Origin of the sequence: Rothia sp. HMSC061D12, assembly GCF_001836735.1 — a bacterium.
Taxonomy (GTDB): Bacteria; Actinomycetota; Actinomycetes; order Actinomycetales; family Micrococcaceae; genus Rothia.
Genome location: NZ_KV830305.1, coordinates 415,694 through 438,668 on the forward strand (window position 1 = coordinate 415,694; position 22,975 = coordinate 438,668).

The window sequence follows — 22,975 nt, forward strand, 5'->3', positions numbered from 1 at the left end:
TTTTAACGCTGGGCAGAAGCCAGGGACGGGAAGGCGCGGCGTACCGACAAACCAACCAGAACCGCGATCGTGGACTTCACCAGATCCCAGGGAACGAATACCATTGCCGCGCTGAATGCGGCGTTAAAAGTCATGTGGGCGTTCACCATCATACCGGCGATACCGCAGGCGGTCAGAACCACAAAACCGCAGAAGTTCGCGACCAGAGCCATAAGGAAGGTCGCACCAATCGAACGGGTGTTGCGGGTGAGCAGGTATGCGAGGGTACCGGCAATAGCGGCGAAGGGCAGGAAGCCGAGCAGGTAGCCAGCACTCGGGGAGGCGAGCGTACCCAAACCGGCGCCGCCCTTAGCGAAGATGGGCAGGCCAGCGAAACCAACCAGCAGGTACAGCGCCACGGAGGCGGTGGCACGCTTGCCGCCGAGCACCTGTGCGGTGATGTAAATGCCGAGGGTCTGGAAGGTGAAGGGAACCGCAACGCCGCCCAAGCTGACGGCGGGCATGATGGCGAGCGCGGCGATGAAGCCCGCGAACACTGCGATGAGGGAGAGGTCGGTGGCGAGGGAGGTCTTTGCCGCTACGTTACGGCGCGGTGCCTGGGGTGCCTGGGGTTCCTGGGCTGATTCGCGCACGGAATCGGTCATTGGGGTGGTACTCCTTTGATGCGTATTGCTCTGCAGATTTTTCTACAGAGTTGAGGGTGGCGGTGGTTGACTGTTTGTCACAACCCAGTTTTGAACAATGTTCTATGAATGGTGTTCGGTATGTATAGTACACCGCATACCACAAAAACAAAAGGTGCCCCACATGCGCACTCGGCACACCTGCACTAAAATTGATGAGGTGCTCTGCGCGCTCGCCGCCTCTAACCCGGCAAATCCCGCCTACCGAGCACTATCAACCCACACACCAGACCGCCATCCGGAAAGGCACCCATGATTGCTGTACAGAACCTCGAATTGCGTGCAGGCGCGCGCCTGCTCATGGAAGAGGTCACCTTCCGCATCGATAAGGGCGACAAGATCGGTCTGGTGGGCCGCAACGGTGCCGGTAAGACCACTATGACTAAGGTGCTTGCCGGTCTGACCCTGCCCGCTGACGGTACGGTGACCCGCAGCGGCACTATCGGCTACCTTCCGCAGGACCCGAAGGTGGATGACATGAGCCAGCTGGCGCGTGACCGCATCCTTTCGGCGCGTGGCCTGGACGGTGTGGCGCGTAAGATGCGTCAGGCGCAGGACGATATGGCGAGTGAAGACCCGGCGGTGCGCGCTAAGGGTATGCGCCGCTACGACCGTCTTGAGGCTGAGTTCATTGCCGGTGGCGGCTACGCGGCTGAGTCGGAGGCGGCGGTCATCACCTCCAACCTGGACCTGCCGGAGCGTGTGCTCGCCCAGCCGCTGTCTACTCTGTCGGGTGGTCAGCGTCGCCGTGTGGAGCTGGCGCGTATTCTCTTCTCCAATGCGGACACCATGCTTCTGGATGAGCCGACCAACCACCTGGATGCCGACTCGATTCTGTGGCTGCGTGACTTCTTGAAGAACTTCTCGGGCGGCCTGATGGTCATTAGCCACGATGTTGACCTGATGGAGCTGGTCGTCAACCGCGTCTTCTACCTGGACGCGAACCGCTGCGTGATTGACCAGTACAACATGGGCTGGAAGAACTACCTGACTCAGCGTGAGCAGGACGAGCATCGCCGCAAGCGTGAGCGTGCGAATGCGCAGAAGAAGGCGAATGCTCTGATGGAGCAGGCGAATAAGATGCGCGCGAAGGCGACGAAGGCTGTTGCCGCTCAGCAGATGATTAAGCGTGCTGAAAAGCTTCTGCGCGGCCTGGAGGATGAGCGTCAGAGCGATAAGGTTGCAGCGATTCGCTTCCCGGATCCGGCGCCGTGCGGTAAGACTCCGCTGTCTGCTCAGGGCCTGTCGAAGTCTTATGGCTCCCTGGAAATTTTCACGGACGTTGACTTGGCGATTGACCGCGGTTCGCGCGTGGTGGTGCTGGGTCTGAACGGTGCCGGTAAGACCACTCTGCTACGCATGCTGGCTGGTTCCACCGAGCCTGATACGGGTGAGGTCGTGTACGGTCACGGCGCGAAGCTGGGCTATTTTGCGCAGGAACACGAAATTCTTGATGGTGACCGCACTGTCTTTGAGAACATGAAGTCTGCCGCGCCGGATCTGGATGACACCCGTGTGCGCACGATTCTGGGTTCGTTCCTGTTCTCCGGTGATGACGTGGATAAGCCTGCCGGTGTGCTTTCCGGTGGTGAGAAGACCCGTCTGTCCCTGGCGACTCTGGTGGCGTCGAGTGCAAACGTGCTGCTGTTGGATGAGCCGACCAACAACCTGGACCCCGCCTCGCGTGAGGAGATTCTGAACGCGTTGAAGGCGTACCAGGGCGCTATCGTGATGGTTTCTCACGATGAGGGTGCCGTGGAGGCGCTGGATCCTGAGCGTGTGCTGCTTCTGCCGGATGCGGTGGAGGACCTATGGTCGAAGGAATACCAGGACCTGATTTCGCTGGCTTAAAGCAATATTCGCTGAACATCAAAGCGTGGGGGAGGCTCCGGTGCCGTGTGGTGTCGGGGTCTCTTTGCGTGTATTGCGCGTTGATTTATTGTCCGGGGCGTATTGTTTGCGGCGTATTGTCCAGGGCGTATTTTTTATGTTCTGAAAATGTGTTGCGGAGATGTTGTCGGTATTTTTTTCGTGAATAGTGCGGAAAAATGTGACCTGACCCGTGGGGTTGTATTGTTTTCTGAGCGTGTGTGCTGTTATTGCGTTCTTGTGCATGGGAACTGTGGGTTCTGACACACGAAACTTGCGGCGTATTTGACGGGAAATAATGTTGCCTTGTGGGTTTTTCTGAGGGAAAGAAAAGCTCTCAGGCGATATTTCAGGGGGTCTGTGTGGGCTTTTCGAATTTTTCATGTGTCTCTACATACATTGTGGGAAAAATGGTAGAAACACAACATGCGTGGGGCGTAGACTTATAACTGTTCCCGCCATTGCGAGGACGCAAATGCGAAACATTAGGGCTCACTACCGATGGTGAGCTAACGCGGGGGAGAAGAGATTCCCGCCCGCTCACGAAGGAGAACTGCCAATGCACAACACTGAGTTCGAGAAGTACCCCACCTCCGGTGAAGAGAACGTTGAGGTTGACGTCTTCTGGCCCATCCAGGACGCTTAATCTCTCACCCCGATAGGTCGGGATAAGGATTAGAAAAGCGCCCCGCCGCTTCCGTAGGGAAGTGACGGGGCGCTTTGCTGTCCTCGGTGAGAATTTAGTTATGCGGCACGTTATGCGGCGTGAATACCCAGTCCGAACATTTGCAGAGGGTATTCGGTAAAGCCCATCATGGCTGCCGCGTACCAGGCGATGTACCCGGTCAGTGTTAGAACGAGTGCCTTCTCGCGTACGCTGCCAGCATCGCCCAGAATAGGCAGTGCCATGTAGCCGCTCTTTTTCCATAGGGGGGACGCCACCAGGGGTTTGATAACAATGGGGTAGAGGGGCAGCAGTCCGCGGGTTGTCAGTAGATCGCCAATCAGGTGAATGGTGGCGCCGACCGAAATAGCCCAGGGGAGCAGTGCCAGCGAATCAGTCGTGTAGGCGGCGTACCCGAGGGCGACGGCACCGATCCATCCACCCGGTGCGCCGAGCACGCGCAATGCCAGACCGCCCGAGAACGCGGCAAGAAGTAGTGAAGCCCAGGGGATTCCGTTGTAGCTCAGGTTGGCGCTGAAATAGGCAATTGCCCAGAAAGCTACCAGACCCAAAATGGAGTGCGTTCCCTTGCGGTGTCCGCCGCTGACTGCCCCAACAATGCGTGCTACCCAGCGTGAAATGGGCGGGATGGAGTTGGCGATACTGCCGTTGTGGTGGTCAATATCCGGTAGCATGCCCGCACCGGCGCACGCCAGGGTGGTCACGATGAGGGTGGGGGTATCGGGAACCTGCACCACTCCCGTCTCGACGAGCACTAGCCAGCCAGCTGCGGCGCTGACGGTGTGCGAATAGCCCATCATGGGGAGGTGCCTCCTTGAATGCGATTGCTCAGCGAGTGTGATTGCCCTGCGAGTGTGGTTGCCTGGGTGCCGGGATGTTCACTCGAACTAATTAGAACAAATATAGCATATATCGAAATTACTTTCGATAGGCTGGGTTATTACTCAAGTGGAGCCACCTCAAGCGGCATCACCTCTCAAGTGGCACTACCCCTTAAAGGGCAGAGTCTGCTTCCAGAACTCACGCTCGCGCAGGTAATTCTCCAGCCAGCCCACGTGCTCGGAGCACGCCAACCAGATCTTGCGGCGCTCGGGGGCGTGCACCTTCGGGTTGTTCCAGAGCAACTGAAATTCTGCCGCCTGCTGGCAGCCCTTGCGGGAGCACTTGGCGTACTCGGGCTGTGCATCCTGAGAAAGTGAACCGAGCAGATCCATGTCTTCTTATCCTTACTATTGCGCCTCGACGTGCGGTGTTATTCCGTGCCCGCGCGACCGGGCAGAAAAGGGGTGCGGGCTGTTCCGCTTCAGCTAGTGTACGCGCCCGATGAGGCATGTAAAAGAAGAGGAGCAGGTGTTCAGTGTTCAAGAGTGGAGTGTAGCCTGCGGCACCTTTGCGCTAAAACGCGGTAAAATAGGGTTTGTCTGTCCATCCGTCCACACCCCAACCGCGTAGCCGCTGCATCGGCTCTGATCGTGAGGGGTCGACTCATCAAGGAAGCTCATGAGCGAGAACACTCCCAAGACCGTGCTGGTCACCGGCGGCAACCGAGGCATCGGCTACGAAATTGCCAAGGAATTCCAGGCAGCAGGACACAACGTCTGCATCACCTACCGTAGCGGTGAAGCCCCCGAAGAATTTTTCGCCGTCAAGGCAGATGTACGCGATGCCGACAGCATTAACGAAGCATTCAAGGAAATTGAAGCAGAATTTGGCCCCGTGGAGGTGCTGGTCGCCAACGCAGGTATCACCCGCGACATGCTGCTGATGCGCATGAAGGAATCCGACTTCACCGACGTGGTAGACACCAACCTCACCGGTTCTTTCCGCGTGGTTCAGCGCGCCATCAAGGGCATGCTGAAGCTCAAGCGCGGCCGCATCATCCTGGTTTCCTCCGTGGTGGGTCTGTACGGTTCCCCCGGCCAGGTCAACTACTCCGCATCTAAGGCTGCACTGGTCGGTATGGCACGCTCCATCACCCGTGAGCTGGGCGGCCGTAACATCACCGCTAACGTGGTGGCACCGGGCTTCATTAACACCGCAATGACCGAGGTTCTGCCCGAAGAGACCAAGAAGAACTACCTGGCGTCCATCCCGGCTGGTCGTTTCGCGGAGGCAGAAGAGGTCGCTCGCGTGATTCGCTGGCTCGCATCCGATGAGGCTAGCTACATTTCTGGCGCTGTCATCCCCGTTGATGGTGGCCTGGGCATGGGTCACTAACCCCACCCCGTACGGACTGCATGAAGCGCCCGAACGTGGGCGCACCCTTTCTAAACCTAAGGACATAACACTATGGCACAGCTGACCGGCAAAACCATTATCATCACCGGCTCCTCCCGCGGCGTTGGCGCAGACACCGCACAGATTCTCGCCGCTGAGGGCGCGAACATTGTGGTGAACTACCGCTCCAAGGCACCGCGCGCAAACAAGATTGTCAAGGCTATTGAAGAGGCTGGCGGCAAGGCAATCGCAGTGCAGGCTGACGTGACCAACAGCGAGGACCTGCAGAACCTCGTCAACACCGCCGTGGAGACCTTCGGTTCCCTGGACTACCTGGTCCTGAACGCTTCGGGCGGTATGGAAACCGGCATGGGCGAAGACTACGCAATGCGCCTGAACCGTGACGCACAGCTGAACCTGGCACGCCTGGCTGCAGAGAAGATGCCCGAAGGCGCACGCATCGTGTTCGTGACCAGCCACCAGGCACACTTCATCCGCGAGGTTGAGACCATGGACGAGTACAAGCCCGTCGCAGAGTCCAAGCGCGCAGGCGAAGACGCGCTGATCGCCGAGATCCCCGCACTTTCCGAGAAGGGCATCTCCCTGGTCGTGGTGTCCGCTGACATGATTGAAGGCACCGTCACCGCAACCCTGCTGAACCGCCTGCACCCCGGCGCTATTGAGCAGCGCCGCGAGACCGCCGGCAAGCTTTACACCGTCAACGAGTTCGCGCAGGAAATCGCGAAGATGGTCACCGCAGACGTTGAGACCGGCCACGTTGAGCTGGTCGGTGGCGCACGCGGCTTCATCGACTAATACTCTGTTGCTTTAGGTGCCGTTACGGATGCGCTCACGCCTTCCGTGGCGGCACCTGTAGCCCCTTATTCTTTGCGCGAGGAACCCAATGTGGGGTACCCGCGCACTATGCGCTCACTGCACCGGCAACCAGGCTAGGTTGCGAGGTAGGGGGGCGCATCCCATCCATCTAACTCACTGGAAGAAGAACCATGAGCACCGTACTCAACCTTCAGAATGTCTCCGTGATTCGCGGCGGCCGCAAGATTCTCAACGACGTTTCCTGGACTGTGAACGAAGGTGAACGCTGGGTTGTTCTGGGCCCCAACGGCGCCGGTAAGTCCACTCTGCTGTCGGTTGCGGCAGCCCGCCTGCACCCGACCAGCGGCGAGGTTGAAATCCTTGACGAGACCCTCGGCGCTGTTGACGTGTTCGACCTGCGCCCGCGCATTGGTCTGTCCTCCGGTGCTTCGGCAAACCAGATTCCCGCCAACGAGAAGGTTTCCGACGTTGTCGTGACCGCAGCGTACGCTGTGTCCGGCCGCTGGAAGGAAGAATACGACGTCATGGACGACGAGCGCGCCACCGAGCTGCTGGCTGAATGGGGTGTCGACACCCTCGCTGACCGCACCTTCGGCTCCCTCTCCGACGGCGAGCGTAAGCGTGCACTGATTGCCCGCGCCCTCATGACCGACCCCGAACTGCTGCTGCTGGACGAGCCCGGCGCAGGCATGGACATCTCCGGCCGTGAGGACCTGGTCGAGCGTCTGACCGCACTTGCCGCCGACCCCTACGCACCGGCTACCGTGCTCATCACCCACCACCTCGAGGAAATCCCGGCGGGCTTCACCCACGCCCTGCTGGTCCGTGACGGTGGCGTGGTCGCCGCCGGCCCGATCCTGTCCACCATTACCGAGGCGAACCTCGCAGCAACCTACGACATGGACCTGGCTCTGACCGTCACCTCCGCGGGTCGTTACTCCGCGTTCAAGCGCGCATGAGCCGTGCCCCAAAGCAGCTGAGCGCCGAACAGATCGCTGAGCGTGCCGAGCGTGTCTACGCCATCGAGTCGGTCACTGCTCTGGCGCAGGCACCCGAGCAGGCTTTGCGCTACTACACGCAGCTGACCGATGTGAAGCTCCGTAGCGCCATGGAATCGCAGTGGGGTATTTACATTGCGGAGTCTTCCAAAGTGATTCGTCGTGCGCTCGCTGCCGGTCATCAGCCCGTTTCTTTCCTGATGAGTGAGAAGTGGGCTGATGATTTGGCGGATGTTTTGCGCGCCCATCCTGACACTCCCGCGTATGTGGGTAGTGAGGAACAGCTGGAGCAGGTGACCGGTTTTCATCTGCATCGTGGTGCGTTGGCGGCGATGGCTCGTCCTGCGCCGCAGCTTCTGGAGCAGTTGCTGCAGGGTGCCTCTCGCGTGGCAATCCTGGAAGATATTGTGGACCACACGAATGTGGGAGCTATTTTCCGTTCGGCTGCCGCGCTGAACGTGGATGCTGTACTGGTGACTCCGCGGTGCGCTGATCCGCTGTATCGCCGCTCGATTCGCGTGTCGATGGGTACCGTTTTTCAGGTGCCGTGGGCTCGCCTAGAGTCGTGGCCTGCAGACCTGCAGACCCTGCACGAGCTGGGCTTTAAGAGCGCAGCGCTCGCACTGGAAGAGGACTCGCTGACCCTGGAGGAGCTGTCTGCCCGCCGGGATGAGAAGCTTGCGCTGATTCTGGGCACGGAGGGGCACGGACTGTCGCCCCGCACCCTGGCTGCGTGTGACGATACGGTGATGATTCCGATGTCGCACGGCGTGGATTCTTTGAATGTTGCGGCGGCGAGTGCCGTGGCGTTCTGGGAGACCCGCCCGCGTTCATAACCTGAGTTCCTAGCTTGATTCTTAACCCCCGTGAGCGCCTTCTTCGGGTGCTCTTGCGGCAGCTAGGTTGGTGCCTGTGAGGGAACGTACTGGGATTTAATCCGTGAAGGTGGTACCCTTAATGGGTTGTGCGCGCCCTATGCGTGCACAATGGTGATGCGCTCTGAGATTTTCTCGATAGCTGCACATCGAAAAACCTACTCCATCTATATAAGGGCTACTGGCAAAATCCAGTAGCAGAAGAAGGTAATCAATGAAGGCAGAAATCCACCCGGACTACAACCTGGTTCTGTTCCGCGACCTCGCATCCGGCAAGGTCTTCCTGACCCGTTCCACCATGACCTCGGACAAGACCGAGAAGTGGGAAGACGGCAACGAGTACCCGATCGTCGAGGTTGAAATCTCGTCCGAGTCGCACCCGTTCTACACCGGTAAGCAGCGCATCATGGACTCCGCAGGTCGCGTCGAGCGCTTCAACGCACGCTTCGGCAACTTCGGTAAGAAGTAAATCTTCTTTCCCAGTTTTGCTTTTTAGCGAAATCAATGCCCCGTTCTCCTTGGTTTTCAGGGAGGCGGGGCATTGTGCGTTCTGCGAACCATCGCAGAATAGCTCGCGCGAACGTGAGGAAAGTTGTAATGTAAAACCTTTCGTTCACTGGTGCGTAGACCCGCTGACGGCGTTACAATGGGAAAGTATTTTGCGAGCTGTGCATTTTCTGTGCCCTCCAGCACCGCCCCACATCGGCGGGTTATTTTCCGGCTCTCTGCACTCTAGAGACTTCGCTGGATGCGCCGCGCACCTCGCGTATCACCACCTCAAACAAAGGACAACTTAATGAGCGACGCTCACTCTGAACCGTCGCAGAAGAAGAAATGGGTCAAGCGTATTCTGCTGATCCTGCTGATTCTTCTGCTGGTTATTACCCTCGGTATTGGTTTCTTTATCTGGCGTGCTGGCCACACCTGGGATAGCAAGACCGAGAAGTTCGACTCCATCACTAAGGTGGATGAAGACCTCAGCAAAATTAAGGAGCAGCTTGGCGAGGCTAAGAAGCTCAACGTGACGGAGCTGAAGGCTCCGACCGTGACTAACTCGGATACTGGCAAGAACGGCACTAACGCTAACGGCTCCGATGCTGCCGCGGCTCTTGCAGCGAACGCCAGCGAGCACGATAAGGACGGCGACGGTATCCTGGATAACGGCTATAATTACGGCGTTATCAAGGGCCCCGGCAAGAATATCCTGCTGCTCGGTAGCGATACTCGTACCGGCGCTGATGCAGCTCTGGTGAGCGGTTCCCGTGCAGACACCATTATGCTCATGCACATCCCGGCTGACGGCAAGGGCGTGTACATCATCTCGATTATGCGAGATACCTGGGTTGATATTCCCGGATATGGTACGGCTAAGGTGAACGCAGCACTGAACTATGGCGGTGTTTCCCTGCAGGTTGCTACCATCGAGAACTTGGTGGGCGTCAAGATCGACCACGTGGCTGAGATTGAGTTTGAAGGCTTCAAGTCTCTCGTGAACGCTATTGGCGGCGTGGACGTTCAGGTTCCCTTCGCATTCACCAGTAATGTCTGGACTTTTACTCCGGGTCTGATGCACCTCAACGGTAGTGGCGCTCTGAGCTTTGTTCGTGAACGTTACTCTTTCGCTGATGGCGACTACCAGCGTGTCCGTAACCAGCGTGCGTTCCTGCGCGGTCTGTACAACACGATGAAGGCGAAGGGCGCGTTGAGCAACGTGGCATCTTTCCAGTCTTCTATCGAGTCTCTGACTGACTATATGCGCGTGGACCAGGGTCTAAACGCAGCGCAGATTGCTCAGATTGCGGCTCCGGTGCTGACTAGTGGTGACACCACGATGCGTATGACCACCCTGCCGAACGCGGGTCCGGGCTGGTCTTACGATGGTCAGTCAATCATTTTTGTAGACCAGGCTGCAAATGCGCAGCTGGCACATGCTCTGCAGAATGACACGATGGATCAGTTCATGGCGACTTACGGTCAGGACTAAGGTCTGACTCCTTGCGGGGGGGGGTGAAAGCTGATGAGGCTTTTACCCCCGCTGGTTTTTAACCGATTCCGGAGAGTCCTGGAACGCGGGCACCCGCAGGGGCTTTCGTTAGCGTGTAGAGAAACGTTCATGAGAGCTGCTGGGCGCACGAAAGGGGCGGCTACCTCACCGTGATGGTGGGGTAGTCGCCCCTTTCGTATTTTTACGTCCTGTTGGGAAGGAGTTTATGCCTTCGAGTCTGCTTCTTCAGCCTCGTCAGTCTCTTCGTATTCTTCCTCGTACTCGTCGTATTCCTCGTAGTCGTCGTAGTGGGGCTGGCGACCAAAGTAGAACGCTACAGCCGCGACAGCGCCACCCAGAATCGCGATGAGCATGCCGAGCATCGGGGTCCACAGCATCGAAATCAGGCCGGCGACCAGAACTGCGAGGCCTGCACCCTTAACCAGATTCAGAAGACGCTCACGTTCGGAGGGCTCGTAGTATTCCTCTTCCTCAATGCTGTACTCGATGGCAGGCTTCTCTGCGGCGGGTTCGCTGCGGGTCGGCTCGGGGGTGGAGGAACCACCGGTCAGGGAGCTCATGAAACCGCGACGCTTCTTCGGAGCCTGCTGTGCGGAAGACTCCAGGTAGTGGCGTTCACCTTCGGTGGGCACGAATGCCGGGGGCACATCGTAGTCTTCACCAACGGGCAGTAGAGCCGGAACGTTGTTGGGCAGAGTCTCGTACCATTCCTGCGGAATATCTGCGGGGCGTGCCGCCTGAACGGTCAGCGACAGCTCAAGGGTGTTACCGCGAATAGTGCCCCATGCGCTGGTGAGGCGGTCGTTCTCGAACGCGTAGCGAATCACGGGTGCGAGCTGCTCAGACATCTGGGTGCTCAGGCGACCGACGAGCTTGCGGTCGTGGCGCACCTCCACGCTGTCAACAACGCGGCCGTCGGAGGTCTTCAGCTGGTTCGCTTCCAGGGTCAGAATGACGCGACCCTCACCGCTGGGCGGCAGGATGCTGTGCAGGTATTCGGAGTGTTCCTTCTCGTCCAGCACCTTCATAGAGGGGCCCTGGGGCAGCAGGGTCGCGCGGGTCGGTGCGTCGTTGAGGGGGAAGAGGGACCCGGGTGCGGACAGGGAGAGCACGCCGGTGCTCTTCACGTGCATGCCGCCGCCTTCAGCGCGTACGGCAACAGCGGAGAGCTGCAGGTGCGCGATGGGTTCGTAGCCGGAGGCGACCACGCGGGTAATGGAATCCCAGTACGCGGCGGAGTCTGCCGCGCTCATGCGGCCTACCTTGAATTCGTCAATGTAGACGGCAATGCTATTGGGCTCGTAGGGGTTATCCGGTTCGGGAACGAGGCGCGCTTCACCGTACCAGATACGTTCACGGTCGATGTGCAGTTCCTCGAAAATTTGGAGGGTTTCTGCTTCGTAGTAATCATCGGTGACGATGTTAACGCTACCGCGGTCACCGAGTGCGTAATCGACCACTGAAAACTCCTTCTGAATATGTCTAAGCGAGCGGATACCTAGTCTATTCTCTCATGCTTTCAGAGTGGACAGCTCACAAAAAGGGGTGACATTTATCTGTCTTTTAGCACCGGGTGCATATAGTTTTGTGCCCCGGTGAAACTGCCCCGATAATGAGTGCCCACGTCAGTGTGTGAACCGCCGCATGAGGGAAATATTTAGACGGCACACTGCCGCTGTGAATTCTATAGATGAGCCAGAAAAAGACCACCGCCCGGCAGGTCCCGGTGCGTTACCGGGAGCGTGCCGAACGGCAGTCTCTCAAAGAGGCTAGAGAACCTAGCGGGGGAGAGCGGAACCTAGTCTAGGTGCCGGTCCATACCCCGCCTCAGCTACTCAAACCATGCAACTTAGTCCTGCAGGGAAGCGTTGAACTTCTGAGCCACAATCGAACGGCGGCCGTGATCCTGAGCCTCCAGAACCAGACGACGCAGAGCCGAAGGAGCCTCGGGGTTCGCCTCCAGCCAACGCTGAGCCAGCGCCACGGAGGGGTTACCCTCAACTCCCAGACCCTCGGTGGAGCCGGTGTTGTACGGAGCCTTCGGGTACAGGCCACGCACAATGCGGGTCGCCATACCAATCGAACGAGACGCCCAAAGGGGCAGCAGAGCCTCGAAGTAGGAGTCGTAGTAGGACTCACACAGCTCAACCGGACCGCGAGCAAAACCGTTAATGGTCGAAGCCAGAGCGTCGTTCGACAGCGACTCGTCTTCCATGATGGTCTTGTACGCCGCAGCCTTACGCTCAGCAGAGGGCAGAGCAGCAATCGCGTACGCGTAACCATTCGAAGAAATCGAGGAGGGGCTGTACTTAGCCGCACGGTCCAGATCCTCAACAGTCACCAGGTTACGGCTTGCGAGCGCACCCAGTGCACTCCAACCCAGGTTCTGGTCGTAAGGAATGCCGGTTGCGTCAGCAATATCGCCGGTGGTGTCTTCGAACGCACCGCGGGCAATATCGCGGCAGAGCTCTTCACCCTTGGTCGCGTTGGTGGAGACCGAAATCAGGCCGCGCAGCAGAATCAGCTGCTCATCGGAGCCGGGCTTAGCCTGTGCCAGTGCGGCTGCGAATGCGTCGTAGAGAGCGTCGTAGAGGCGCTCGCGGCCGGTGGGTGCGGAGAAGGTTGCGATAGCGACCTGTGCGTTGTTGACCATGGTGCCCAGCAGGGATGCGCTCGGCTCCTTGGAGACGTTGCGGACCACTGCGTCGACGTAGGTGGTGACGGGCAGGCGTGCATCGCGCACGTTCTCCCAGAGGGAGCCCCAGATGAGGCCGCGGGAGAGTGCGGACTCGAGGGTGGAGACACCTTCGATAGCTGCCTGCAGGCCGTCTTCGTCGGTCAGGGCGACCTTGGCGTAGGTGTGGTCTTCTGCGTTGAGCATGAGCAGGTCTGCTTCGCCCACGAGCTTCTTCTGGTCGTCGGTGAGCTCTACGCGGTGCTCGGAGACGGGCTCTGCCGGGTACTCGAGAGAGAGCAGGCCGGTGGAGACGAGCTTGCCGTCGGTCAGCGCGAAGGTTTCCAGCTTTGCCACGTGGGGGCGGCCCAGACCTGCGGGCTGCTGTGCGGGCAGTTCCTGGGTGAGGATCAGGTCGGTGAGCTGACCGTCTTCGCCGTAGACGCGCTTGGTGCCCAGTGCGGACACGCCGGAGGTCTGCAGCCATGCGTTAGCCCATGCCTGCATGTCGCGGCCGGACACCTCGTTGAGTACCTGCAGGAAGTCGTTCAGGGAGGTGTTGCCCCACTCGAAGCGCTTGAAGTACACGCGTGCTGCTTCGATGAAGGTGTCGAAGCCGACGTAGGCAACCAGCTGCTTGAGCACGGATGCGCCCTTTGCGTAGGTGATGCCGTCGAAGTTCTGCGATGCTGCTTCCAGGTGGGGGATGTCAGCGACGATGGGGTGGGTGGTGGGCAGCTGGTCCTGCATGTATGCCCATGCCTTGCGGTTGTTCGCGAAGGTGACCCATGCGTCGTTGAAGTTGTTGGCTTCCTTGGCGCCGAGGGTGCCCATGAAGTCTGCGAAGGATTCCTTGAGCCACAGGTCGTCCCACCACTTCATGGTGACGAGGTCGCCGAACCACATGTGTGCCATTTCGTGACAGATGGTGTTGGTGCGGCCTTCGAGGTCGTCCTCGGTTGCGCCGGAAACGAAGATGTAGTCTTCGGTGAAGGTGACCAGGCCGGGGTTCTCCATTGCGCCGATGTTGTATTCGGGCACGAATGCCTGCTCGTACTTGGGGTACGGGTAGGGGTAGTCGAAGAGGTCCTGGAAGAAGTCCAGGCCGTTTTTGGTGACCTTGAAGATGTGGTCGTAGTCGAAGTGCGGCTTGAGGGACTGGCGGCAGTATGCGACCAGGGGGATGTCGCCGCTGTTGACCTTGCTCTTGGGCTTGTAGGTGGTGGTTGCGGTGAAGTATTCGCCGGCAACGATTGCGGTGATGTAGGTGGAGATCTTTGCGGTGGGGGAGAAGACTCGCTTGGTGATGGAGTCGTCGGTGGGGTCTACGACCTGGCTTTCGAGTACGCCGTTGGAGCTGACGACCCAGTCCTTGGGCGCGGTGATGCGGAAGTTGAAGACTGCCTTCAGGTCGGGCTGCTCGAAGTTCGGGAAAACTCGGCGGCAGTCGGAGGGCTCGTACTGGGTGTACAGGTAGACGCGACCGTCGGAGGGGTCGAAGTAGCGGTGCATACCTTCGCCGGAGCGGGAGTAGTAGGAGCGACCGTGGATGGTGAGTACGTTTTCTGCCTGCAGGTTGGTCAGGGTGATGCGTGCGCCGTCGACGACATCAGCCAGGGTCAGTTCGGTACCGTTGAGCTTAACGGAGTCGACGCTGTGGTGGATGTAGTCGATGAAGGTTTCTGCGCCGGGGGTGTTGCAGGAGAATCGGACGGTGGTGACGGTGGGGTAGGACTCGAATTCGGGGTCCTTGGCGTTAGTCAGGTCGACATGCACGTCGTAGGTGTCGACACTGATGAGAGCCGAACGTTCTGCGGCTTCTTCGCGGGAGAGGTTCTCATTATTCATGCTCTTTATTCTAGTCGGTATGACCGGAAATATGGCAGTTGAGTGGGCGTGCCGGTCATATTACTCAAGGTGCGAGAAGATCACCCGGGGTGTGGGGAACCAACCAACCTCGAATGTGTGACACAGAACATACTCTTTCGATTTGCGGAGTGCTCAGAAAGCCCGTATAGTATTACGTGTTGCTTCGAACGGCGCCGAAAGGAAAACGTTCGAAAGTCACCTGCGCGGGTGGCGGAATAGGCAGACGCGCTAGCTTGAGGTGCTAGTCCTCGTATTAGAGGGTGGGGGTTCAAGTCCCCCCTCGCGCACAGATAATCCCCGGTTCTTCGGAACCGGGGATTTTTGTATGCCGGAATCCATGAAAGCGGAATTTATGCCCTCAGTTGCTAATTTATTGATTGCATAGGCATGTTAGTTGCTTCTTCTTGAAGTAGTGGTATGGTGCTCTACTAGGATGTCGGTGAGCCAATCATATTGTGAGCGGTGGATACAGGATAGAAGTATCTAATGCGACCCTTAAAAGGTTTGGTCTCGCATCTATATTCCGTACAGTATGAGCGTGAGGAAATAATAATGAAAGACCATCTCCCGGCGTACAAGAAAGATTCTTTCATGTGCCCACATTGCAAAGCGCATACAGGGCACAAATTTCGAGACCTTTATCTGTATGAAGAGGAAATGTTCTCTGGATACAATCAATTTCCTCCATACGAACTGTTGACAATAGAATATCCTGCTCCTTCAGATGGAAATGCGGAAACTCAGGCTGGGGAATCTGCAGTTCAGGCAGAAGACATGAATTGGCATGTCTCAATCTGCTACAGCTGTAAAAAATCGAGTTTCTGGAAAGGTACCGTGCTTGTCTATCCAGTGCCTGCAGATCCAGGGTTTCCTGAGCCGAGCAAAGAAATGCCTGAAAAGGTTGCAGAGCTCTATCGGGAAGCATCGGCTGTATTTCCAATATCTAAAAGAGCATCTGCTGCACTAATGCGTGCCGCGGCAGAGAAGTTGGTTTATGAACTAACTAAAGATGACCTCCCTAATAACGCAAATCTGGATGGGAGAATTAAATTCCTAAGCCGTTCTGTTAGTCAAGATGTTTTTAAAGCACTTACTATCATTAGAACTATTGGTAATAAGGTACTCCACTCAAAGGAAGAAGAGGCTGAATCTGTTACCTTTTTCCTTGGTGAAAATATTCAGGGTCTACCTCAAGCTCTTGCAAACTCTTTGAATACACTGGTTAATCAGTTTATTGTAAATCGGAGATTGATTGGTGAGGTATATGAGATTCTGCCTGACTCAGTTCTTGGGCAACTTGAAGATATTATAGAAAGATACAATCAAGATGGTATGGATAACAAATGAGACAGAGAATATATCCTAAACTTATTGCTGGTAAATAATTTCAGTAATTTAAAGAGCTGGAAGAGGTAAACATGAGTAGTAATGTAAACAATTTCAGGCCCACCCCTATTTCTAGAGGTGCAGATGGAGATAAGAGGCGGATTGAGCTGGCCGCTAAACGTTGCCGAAGTGTACTTTCGTCTACTCTTGCTCAGGATCCACGTTGTATTAAAATGGGTATGAGGCTCACTTTTTCTATAGTGCCAGATGAAGGTTCTAAAAAATTCGATATAATCCTTACTGAAGATTTAAATTTGCCTGATTTTGATGCAATGGACGCCGCCATGATAAAGTTTAGGCCTTTTACTCTGAAGCAGGAGAATATCTATTGGGAACGTGTGTTGGAATCGCTCCGAAGGGGTACTGAAGATAAAAAACTTCGTGAAAATATAGACCAGCTTCAATGGTTTTTTCAAAATGTTCCATTTGAAAGGTTCCACATTATGGCGGCGAATATTGAGACCGGCGAAGATATATTACCTCTTGGAGTAACAAACGCAGTCATCGGTACTAGGTACTTATATTCTGAAGTGGCGCATGCTGACGACGATGAGGCCTTGCTAGGTAATATTGATAAACCAAGTCAAGCGTCCTCTTATGCATGTCTTGTTGGTGATTGGATTGCGTTGGCAGCAACATTGGAATCAGTTATCCATAATATTTATCCTGAATTATGCCCAGAACTTACGAGTTGGGCTGGTGACCCGATGAGCATTAATATCCGTCAGTTTGGTGAACAGAAAAGAAGATCTTAAGACAATAGAGAAACAGCAAAAAAGTAGTGGGGTGAGGCTCCTTGAAGGGAACCTCACCCCACACTAGCTACGCTAGGGAAGCTAGAAGAACAGCTACATCAGCTGAAACTGAATTACTCAGCCAGACGCTCCGGGTCGGTGGTGACCAGAATCTTCACAGCGGTCTCGTTGTGGTGGATCAGGGTGTCGAAGCCCTTGTCAATCAGGTCTTCCACAGCGATCTTGCCGGTGATGAAGGGCTTGAGGTCAATCTTGCCGGACTCAACCAGCTTGATGGTCTCGGGGTGGGAGTTCACGTATGCGATGGTGCCGCGGATATCGAGCTCCTTGAGCACAATCTTCTGAACATCCAGGGATGCGGGCTTGCCCCAAATGGAGACGATGACGACCTTACCGGTGGGCTTGAGGGCATCCAGAATCAGGTCCAGTGCGGGCTGAACGGAGGTGCACTCGAACGCGATGTCAGCGCCACGGCCGTCAGTCAGCTTGTGGATCTCAGCCAGAACGTCGGTCTCTGCGGGGGAGAAAGCGTAGTCAGCAACGCCGGAGTCCAGAGCCTTCTGGCGGCGCAGCGGGGACAGCTCGGAGATGATGACCTTAGCGCCCTTAGCCTTCAGAACTGCGGAGGTCAGCAGACCGATGGGGCCAGCACCGGTCACCAGTGCGAATGCGCCCTCTTCGAACTCGCCTGCACGCTCAACAGCGTGGTAGCCAACGCTCAGGGGCTCAATCAGTGCAGCCTCGTCCAGGGGAATGTTGTTGGGGATCTTGTGAACCCAGCGGCGCTTGACAGCGACCTTCTCGGACAGACCGCCACCGCGACCTGCCAGACCGATGAAGTTCATGTCCTTAGACAGGTGGTAGTCCTTGGAGTCGGGGCCGGTGTAGACGTCATCACGAATGATGTAGGGCTCGACGACAACGTGGTCGCCAACCTGCAGGTCGTCTACGCCTTCGCCCAGTGCCTCAACAACACCGGAGAATTCGTGACCGAGGGTGACGGGGGAGTCCTCACCAGAAATGGGGTGGGGGTGACCGTGCTGGGGGCAGAAGATGGGGCCGTCGAGGTATTCGTGCAGGTCGGTACCGCAAATGCCGCACCAGGCGACCTTGACCAGAACCTCGCCCGCAGCGGCTTCGGGTGCGGGGATGTCTTCAATGCGGATGTCGTTACGGTCGTAGAAGCGTGCTGCCTTCATGGGATGGAGCTCCTTAGCGTGGTTGTGGCGCTCACTGCGGTGTGTGCTTGCCGGTACGGTTCGCATCCATGGGTCTGTCACAGTATTGACAGAGGCCCAAACTACATGGTTTGGACCGGTTGTGAACTGTCCTGCCGGCATTCGCATCGCTAGCGCCGGATGGTGATGGGTGCGGCTGGATTGTCGCTCCCATGTGCTTAACGCTACTCCAATGAATCAAAGATTCCTAGGATATATACAAAATTTCTTTTATGTGACAGATATTTCTTTTTGGTGTTTTCGACTCCATCACACCCAACCCTCTAGCGCCCGGCGAGTGCAGAGGGTAGCGTAGAAGTATGACTGACGCGAACGCACAGGGCACCGACGCCCACACCCAGCCCACTTCCGACGATTCCGCTCGAACGGCACCGAACCGACCCGCCGCAACAACCCGCCGATACGAGGCGCCTGATGCTGATTGCGTGCGCGGTAGCGAGTATTCCGAGATTCTTGCCCTCGAAACGGAGCAGCGTAAGCGTGCCGCTGAGCACCGCCGCAAGCGCGGGCAAGCGCATCCCGAGCAGGAACGTAGCCGCGGCGAGCGCCACGGTCATGGGGAACACCACGAGCACGGAAAGAGTCACGGGCACCGCCTTGATGATGACAGCGGACTGGCACATATTCGCCGCGATCTCGCCGAATCCATCGCCACGCGCGCGGATTCTTTGACCGCAATTCTTAAGGCTATTCACGCGCATCCCGAGACTGCCTACGAAGAGTATTTCGCTTCCCGCACGCTCGTTGATGCCGTCCGCGAAGCCTACCCGAACCTTAGCGTCGAGTACCCCGCCTTCGGGCTGGATACCGCCTTTAAGGTGGAGCTCACCAGCGCCGACTACGACCCCGCCAAGCACCGCACCATCGCGATTCTCTCCGAATACGACGCGCTGCCGGGCATCGGTCACGGCTGCGGCCACAACGTCATTGCGGTATCCGGTCTGGGCGCTTTCCTTGCTCTGGCGGATGCGCTCGCTACCAGCCCCGAGGCGTTCAGTGGCAGGGTCCTCTACTACGGCACGCCCGCCGAAGAGTCCGATGCCGGTAAGGAGCTGATGGCGCGCGCCGGCGCGTTCGAGCAGGTGGATGCCGCCATTATGGTGCACCCCTACTTTATGGATGTGGCGGATCAGGCGTGGTTGGGTCGCCGCGAATGCCGCGTGACCTATACGGGCGTGAGCGCGCATGCTTCCTCGCACCCGTTTATGGGTCGTAACGCCCTGGATGCGGCGAATCTGGCGTATCAGGGCCTGGGTTTGTTGCGTCAGCAGATTCCCGGTTCTGATCGTATTCACGCGATTATCGACCACGGCGGGGACGCCCCGAATCTGATTCCTGCCTCCGCGAGCCTGCACATTAATATCCGTTCTAAGCACGCGCCGACTCTGCGTGCGCTCTCGCGACGGGTTGAGGAGGTGCTGCAGGGTGCGGCGCTCATGGCTGGCGTGAGTGCGGAGGTAACGTGGGATTCTTCGCCGATGACCATGCCGGTGCGCACGAACCGCCCGCTGCTGAAGCGTTGGGTTTCGGCTCAGCATTCGGTGGGGCGCCACCCGTACCCGCCCGGCACGGTCAGTGACACGCTGGCGGCTTCGACCGATTTCGGTAATGTAAGCCTGCGTGTGCCCGGTATTCACCCGCTCATTCAGATCGCGCCGGAGGGTACCGGTATGCACACGGTGGAGTTCGCGCACTGTGCGGACACTCCGGCGGCGGTTGATGCTGCCCTGGATGCGGCATTCGGGTTGGCTTCTGTGGTGTTGGATTACCTGGTTGATGACGAATTGGCGGAGGCGGTTCGAGCCGATTTTGAGGCTTCCGGAGGCGCGGTAGATGTGGAGGGCTACTTTAGCGACATGTGACCTTGCTCAAAAGGTCAGAACGTCATTATTTGGTTTTATGAGCGAAAAACACCCCCTATAGCCCATAAAGTCACCAGCACCCATCGAAAAAAGCAAAATAACCCAACACAAAACGCAGAATCTGCGGCATAATAGAAAGTAACGAAGCGAGCCCACCGGGGGAGAGCATCCACACCTAGGAAATTCATCCCCGAGGCACACACCCGCTTCCTTATAAACCACGCGAGAATCCTCTCGCACCACACGGATAACTCTCACGAAAAGAGGGCATACAGCAATGAACGGTGTCAACAACCCCACCAAGCTCGGCGTCATCGGTGCAGGCGGCGTCGGTAGCGCAACCGCATACGCAGCTATGGTCCGCGGCTCCGCAGACGAAATCGTCCTGTACGACATCGACGGCAAGCGCGCACACGCTGAAGCACTGGACATCGCACACGGCGCAATGTTCGCACACGAAGCAACCGTCACCGGTGGCGACGACATCGAACTGCTGCGCGACTGCGACATGGTCATCATCACCGCAGGTGCTCGCCAGAAGCCGGGTCAGCCCCGCCTCGAACTGGCAGGCGCAAACGTCGCAATCCTCGAGAAGCTGCTGCCGAACGTCCTCTCCGTAGCACCCAACGCAATCATCATGCTCGTCACCAACCCCTGTGACGTTCTCACCGTTGTGGCTCAGAAGATCACCGGCCTGCCCGCAAACCGCGTGCTGTCCTCCGGTACCGTTCTGGACTCCTCCCGCCTGCGTTGGCTGATTGCTAACAAGGCTGGCGTCTCCATCAAGAGCGTTCACGCAAACGTTGTTGGCGAGCACGGCGACTCCGAGTTCCCCGTCTGGTCCGCAGCAAACATCGGTATGGTTCCCCTGACCGAGTGGGAGCAGGACGGCAAGCAGCTGTTCACCGACGAGGTCCGTGCAGAACTGGCAACCGAAGCTATGCGCGCAGCATACAAGGTCATCGAGGGCAAGGGTTCCACCAACTACGCAATCGGTATCTCCGGTGCACGTATCGCTGAGGCATTCCTCGGCGGCCAGAACGCAGTGCTGCCCGTCTCCACCACCATTGCAGGTGAGCTGTACGGCTTCAAGGACGTTGCACTGTCCCTGCCCACCATCGTGAACCGCGAGGGCATCCAGCGCGTGCTCGAGGTTCCCATGAACGAGGCTGAGCTGGCACAGCTGAAGGCATCTGCTGAGGCAATCCGCGCATCCGCAGCTTCCCTCGGTTTCTAATCCCGGCTTCTAATTCTCACGGGCTTATAACCCGTAAGAAGCAACCATTCAGTAGGCGCAGCGTCAAGCTGAGCTAACCGACAGAAGAACCCGCCGCACCCGGCACCCACTCCTTGAGGGGTAGGAAAACTGGGGACGGCGGGTTCGCTGTGTCTGGGTGTTGCTTTTATGCGGCACTTTATACACCCGCCCGTTCATAGTTCTGCGTTTAAACCGCCGTATGACCGCCCGGCGCACACCATAGGCGCGTAGGTAGTAGAATAAATGGCATGAGCATTGATCCTCGCACTGAACTCACCCGCCTCCTTGACGCGCTGGAGGCGCACCTGACCGCCGTTGTTAACCGAAGCGGCGAGCACGACCCTGCCGTCGATGAGGCATACGTAGAAATCGCTAACGCCTTTGAAGCCTACGAAGATGCCCTCTTCGAGGCGTACAACGAGGTCACTCCTTTGAGCGTCTACGGTGATGAAGACGAGGATGACCTTGAAGAAATCCTCGACGATGAAGACGACATCGACGACGATATTGAGTACGAGGACTAAATAGCACCTCACCCATACGTTACGGACCGACCCCTGACCGGTACCCCCTACGCGGGGTAATACGGCAGGGGTCGAACCGTACCCGCAACACCCGCGCAGCTCTTGCCTTCAGCGCCTACCGGGCATCCGCAGAGAACCTGCTGAGCATCCACCACGCACCCCCCCGAGCATGTACCGAGAACGGAGATACCCGTGAGCGAACCCCGCACCTGGCGCGATGCCGCCCTCATCCTCCGCACCCAAAAACTCGGCGAGACCGACCGCATCATCATCATGCTCACCCGCGACGGCGGAATCACCCACGCCGTCGCCAAGGCTGTACGCAAACCAACCTCCAAATTCGGTGGGCGACTCGAACCGTTTATGCACACCGACCTGTCCTTCAGCCGCGGCAGAACGAACCTGCACACTATCACCCAGGCGGCGACCCTGCACGCCTACACCGCACCGATTATGGCGAACTACGATGCGTACACGTGCGCTTCGACCATCGCTGAACTGGCGGAAGCACTCACCAAAGATACCGACAGCACCGCCGATATTTACACCCTCACCCACGGGGCGCTTGCCGCGCTCGCGCACGGGCAGCACGTGCCGCAGAGGATTCTGACCCGCTACCTGGCGCGTAGCATGAACGCCGCCGGTTGGCCGCTCATCGGTGAGAATTGCACCCGATGCGGTAACCCGCTCGTGAACCCCGATAGCCAGGACGCGGACGGCGCAGGTAATGCTGGTGCAGACAACGCCCCCAACACTGCAGGTGGAACCGGCAGGTATATCGCCTTCCACACCGCCCACACCTACGGGCACCACACCGTGCTCTGCCCCCAATGCGCACCCGCCGTCGACACGCCCCTGACCGGCATGCGTGCCGAAGAGCTCGGCTATGCGCTCGCCACCGCATCGGCGGATCCACGCGCCTGGGCGACTATTGACGCAGCGCCGGTGTCGGTCGCCTCCAAAATTCTGGGACTCTACCTGAAAACCACCCAGAACCTGCTCGAACATCCCCTGAAAACGGCGAGCGCCCTCGAGGCAGAGGTTCCTGTGCCCTAAGACCCTGCGCTGTAAAGACCGGCATAGTGCAGATGCACGCCGGTGCTTCAAACATGCGCCAACCAGGACGCAAAATAACCCCCGAAGCACCCGCCCATGCGCGCTATGTCACGGTAAAATAGCTAACAGCACGCCAGCGTTTATTTCTGGCGCATATCTAGGCAAACGACCCCGGGGGAGAACC

Annotated in this window: 19 protein-coding genes and 1 tRNA gene; 14 read left to right on the forward strand and 6 right to left on the reverse strand. The window is 57.8% G+C overall.

Features of this window, described 5'->3' with window-relative positions; all coding sequences use genetic code 11:
• Window positions 1–2 precede the first annotated feature (2 nt).
• Complete coding sequence (locus HMPREF2682_RS01575; protein ID WP_070830774.1) at window positions 3–644, reverse strand: biotin transporter BioY; 642 nt, start codon at window positions 642–644, stop codon at window positions 3–5.
• A gap of 291 nt (window positions 645–935) precedes the next feature.
• Here HMPREF2682_RS01575 and abc-f point away from each other — a divergent pair, with 291 nt between their 5' ends.
• Entirely contained in the window at window positions 936–2,534 is a 1,599-nt protein-coding gene (gene abc-f / locus HMPREF2682_RS01580; protein WP_012903566.1) for a ribosomal protection-like ABC-F family protein, read from the forward strand.
• Window positions 2,535–3,308: 774 nt separating this feature from the next.
• Here abc-f and HMPREF2682_RS01585 read toward each other — a convergent pair.
• Together HMPREF2682_RS01585 and HMPREF2682_RS01590 are read right to left on the reverse strand one after the other, a co-directional pair.
• Window positions 3,309–4,037, reverse strand: coding sequence for a metal-dependent hydrolase (locus HMPREF2682_RS01585; protein WP_070819629.1), 729 nt, complete (start codon window positions 4,035–4,037; stop codon window positions 3,309–3,311).
• 186 nt (window positions 4,038–4,223) lie between these two features.
• Window positions 4,224–4,451: a hypothetical protein gene (locus tag HMPREF2682_RS01590; protein ID WP_049341258.1), complete on the reverse strand. Its 228-nt coding sequence runs from the start codon at window positions 4,449–4,451 to the stop codon at window positions 4,224–4,226.
• A 286-nt stretch (window positions 4,452–4,737) separates the two neighbouring features.
• On the opposite strand from HMPREF2682_RS01590, the gene HMPREF2682_RS01595 reads away from it, so the two are divergent.
• From HMPREF2682_RS01595 to HMPREF2682_RS01620, 6 genes are all read left to right on the forward strand, one after another.
• Complete coding sequence (locus tag HMPREF2682_RS01595) at window positions 4,738–5,454, forward strand: beta-ketoacyl-ACP reductase (protein ID WP_005509097.1); 717 nt, start codon at window positions 4,738–4,740, stop codon at window positions 5,452–5,454.
• A 72-nt stretch (window positions 5,455–5,526) separates the two neighbouring features.
• Window positions 5,527–6,270, forward strand: a complete 744-nt coding sequence (locus HMPREF2682_RS01600) for an SDR family oxidoreductase (RefSeq protein ID WP_070830776.1) — start codon at window positions 5,527–5,529, stop codon at window positions 6,268–6,270.
• A 191-nt stretch (window positions 6,271–6,461) separates the two neighbouring features.
• A complete protein-coding gene (locus HMPREF2682_RS01605) occupies window positions 6,462–7,250 on the forward strand; it encodes an ABC transporter ATP-binding protein (RefSeq protein ID WP_049327170.1) in 789 nt (262 codons plus the stop codon).
• Window positions 7,247–8,125: a TrmH family RNA methyltransferase gene (locus HMPREF2682_RS01610; RefSeq protein WP_070830777.1), complete on the forward strand. Its 879-nt coding sequence runs from the start codon at window positions 7,247–7,249 to the stop codon at window positions 8,123–8,125. Before HMPREF2682_RS01605 ends, HMPREF2682_RS01610 begins: the two co-directional genes overlap by 4 nt.
• A gap of 253 nt (window positions 8,126–8,378) precedes the next feature.
• Window positions 8,379–8,633 (forward strand): type B 50S ribosomal protein L31, encoded by a 255-nt coding sequence (locus tag HMPREF2682_RS01615; RefSeq protein WP_005506069.1) that lies wholly within the window; start codon window positions 8,379–8,381, stop codon window positions 8,631–8,633.
• A 327-nt stretch (window positions 8,634–8,960) separates the two neighbouring features.
• Complete coding sequence (locus HMPREF2682_RS01620; RefSeq protein ID WP_049347609.1) at window positions 8,961–10,148, forward strand: LCP family protein; 1,188 nt, start codon at window positions 8,961–8,963, stop codon at window positions 10,146–10,148.
• Window positions 10,149–10,372: 224 nt separating this feature from the next.
• On the opposite strand, the gene HMPREF2682_RS01625 is transcribed toward HMPREF2682_RS01620, so the two are convergent.
• Both HMPREF2682_RS01625 and pepN read right to left on the reverse strand, forming a co-directional pair.
• Entirely contained in the window at window positions 10,373–11,629 is a 1,257-nt protein-coding gene (locus HMPREF2682_RS01625; protein WP_070830779.1) for an HIRAN domain-containing protein, read from the reverse strand.
• Between the two features lie 389 nt (window positions 11,630–12,018).
• Complete coding sequence (gene pepN / locus HMPREF2682_RS01630) at window positions 12,019–14,691, reverse strand: aminopeptidase N (RefSeq protein ID WP_070830781.1); 2,673 nt, start codon at window positions 14,689–14,691, stop codon at window positions 12,019–12,021.
• A gap of 222 nt (window positions 14,692–14,913) precedes the next feature.
• Between pepN and HMPREF2682_RS01635 the strand changes: the two genes are divergently transcribed.
• The 3 genes from HMPREF2682_RS01635 (at window position 14,914) to HMPREF2682_RS01645 (ending at window position 16,853) form a co-directional block, all read left to right on the forward strand.
• Window positions 14,914–14,999, forward strand: a tRNA-Leu gene (locus HMPREF2682_RS01635).
• A 265-nt stretch (window positions 15,000–15,264) separates the two neighbouring features.
• Window positions 15,265–16,059: a DUF4145 domain-containing protein gene (locus tag HMPREF2682_RS09230; protein ID WP_168167716.1), complete on the forward strand. Its 795-nt coding sequence runs from the start codon at window positions 15,265–15,267 to the stop codon at window positions 16,057–16,059.
• Window positions 16,060–16,130: 71 nt separating this feature from the next.
• On the forward strand, window positions 16,131–16,853 hold the full coding sequence (locus HMPREF2682_RS01645) for a hypothetical protein (RefSeq protein ID WP_141762606.1): 723 nt from the start codon (window positions 16,131–16,133) through the stop codon (window positions 16,851–16,853).
• A gap of 113 nt (window positions 16,854–16,966) precedes the next feature.
• On the opposite strand, the gene HMPREF2682_RS01650 is transcribed toward HMPREF2682_RS01645, so the two are convergent.
• Window positions 16,967–18,052 (reverse strand): 2,3-butanediol dehydrogenase, encoded by a 1,086-nt coding sequence (locus HMPREF2682_RS01650; protein WP_070629687.1) that lies wholly within the window; start codon window positions 18,050–18,052, stop codon window positions 16,967–16,969.
• Between the two features lie 338 nt (window positions 18,053–18,390).
• Between HMPREF2682_RS01650 and HMPREF2682_RS01655 the strand changes: the two genes are divergently transcribed.
• The 4 genes from HMPREF2682_RS01655 (at window position 18,391) to recO (ending at window position 22,791) form a co-directional block, all read left to right on the forward strand.
• The gene (locus HMPREF2682_RS01655) at window positions 18,391–19,953 is read left to right on the forward strand and encodes an amidohydrolase (protein WP_070830786.1); all 1,563 of its coding nucleotides are present in this window, start codon (window positions 18,391–18,393) and stop codon (window positions 19,951–19,953) included.
• A gap of 277 nt (window positions 19,954–20,230) precedes the next feature.
• A complete protein-coding gene (locus HMPREF2682_RS01660; RefSeq protein WP_049354636.1) occupies window positions 20,231–21,190 on the forward strand; it encodes an L-lactate dehydrogenase in 960 nt (319 codons plus the stop codon).
• 269 nt (window positions 21,191–21,459) lie between these two features.
• Window positions 21,460–21,735, forward strand: a complete 276-nt coding sequence (locus HMPREF2682_RS01665) for a hypothetical protein (RefSeq protein WP_070830788.1) — start codon at window positions 21,460–21,462, stop codon at window positions 21,733–21,735.
• A gap of 192 nt (window positions 21,736–21,927) precedes the next feature.
• Complete coding sequence (recO, locus tag HMPREF2682_RS01670; protein ID WP_070830790.1) at window positions 21,928–22,791, forward strand: DNA repair protein RecO; 864 nt, start codon at window positions 21,928–21,930, stop codon at window positions 22,789–22,791.
• Window positions 22,792–22,975 lie beyond the last annotated feature (184 nt).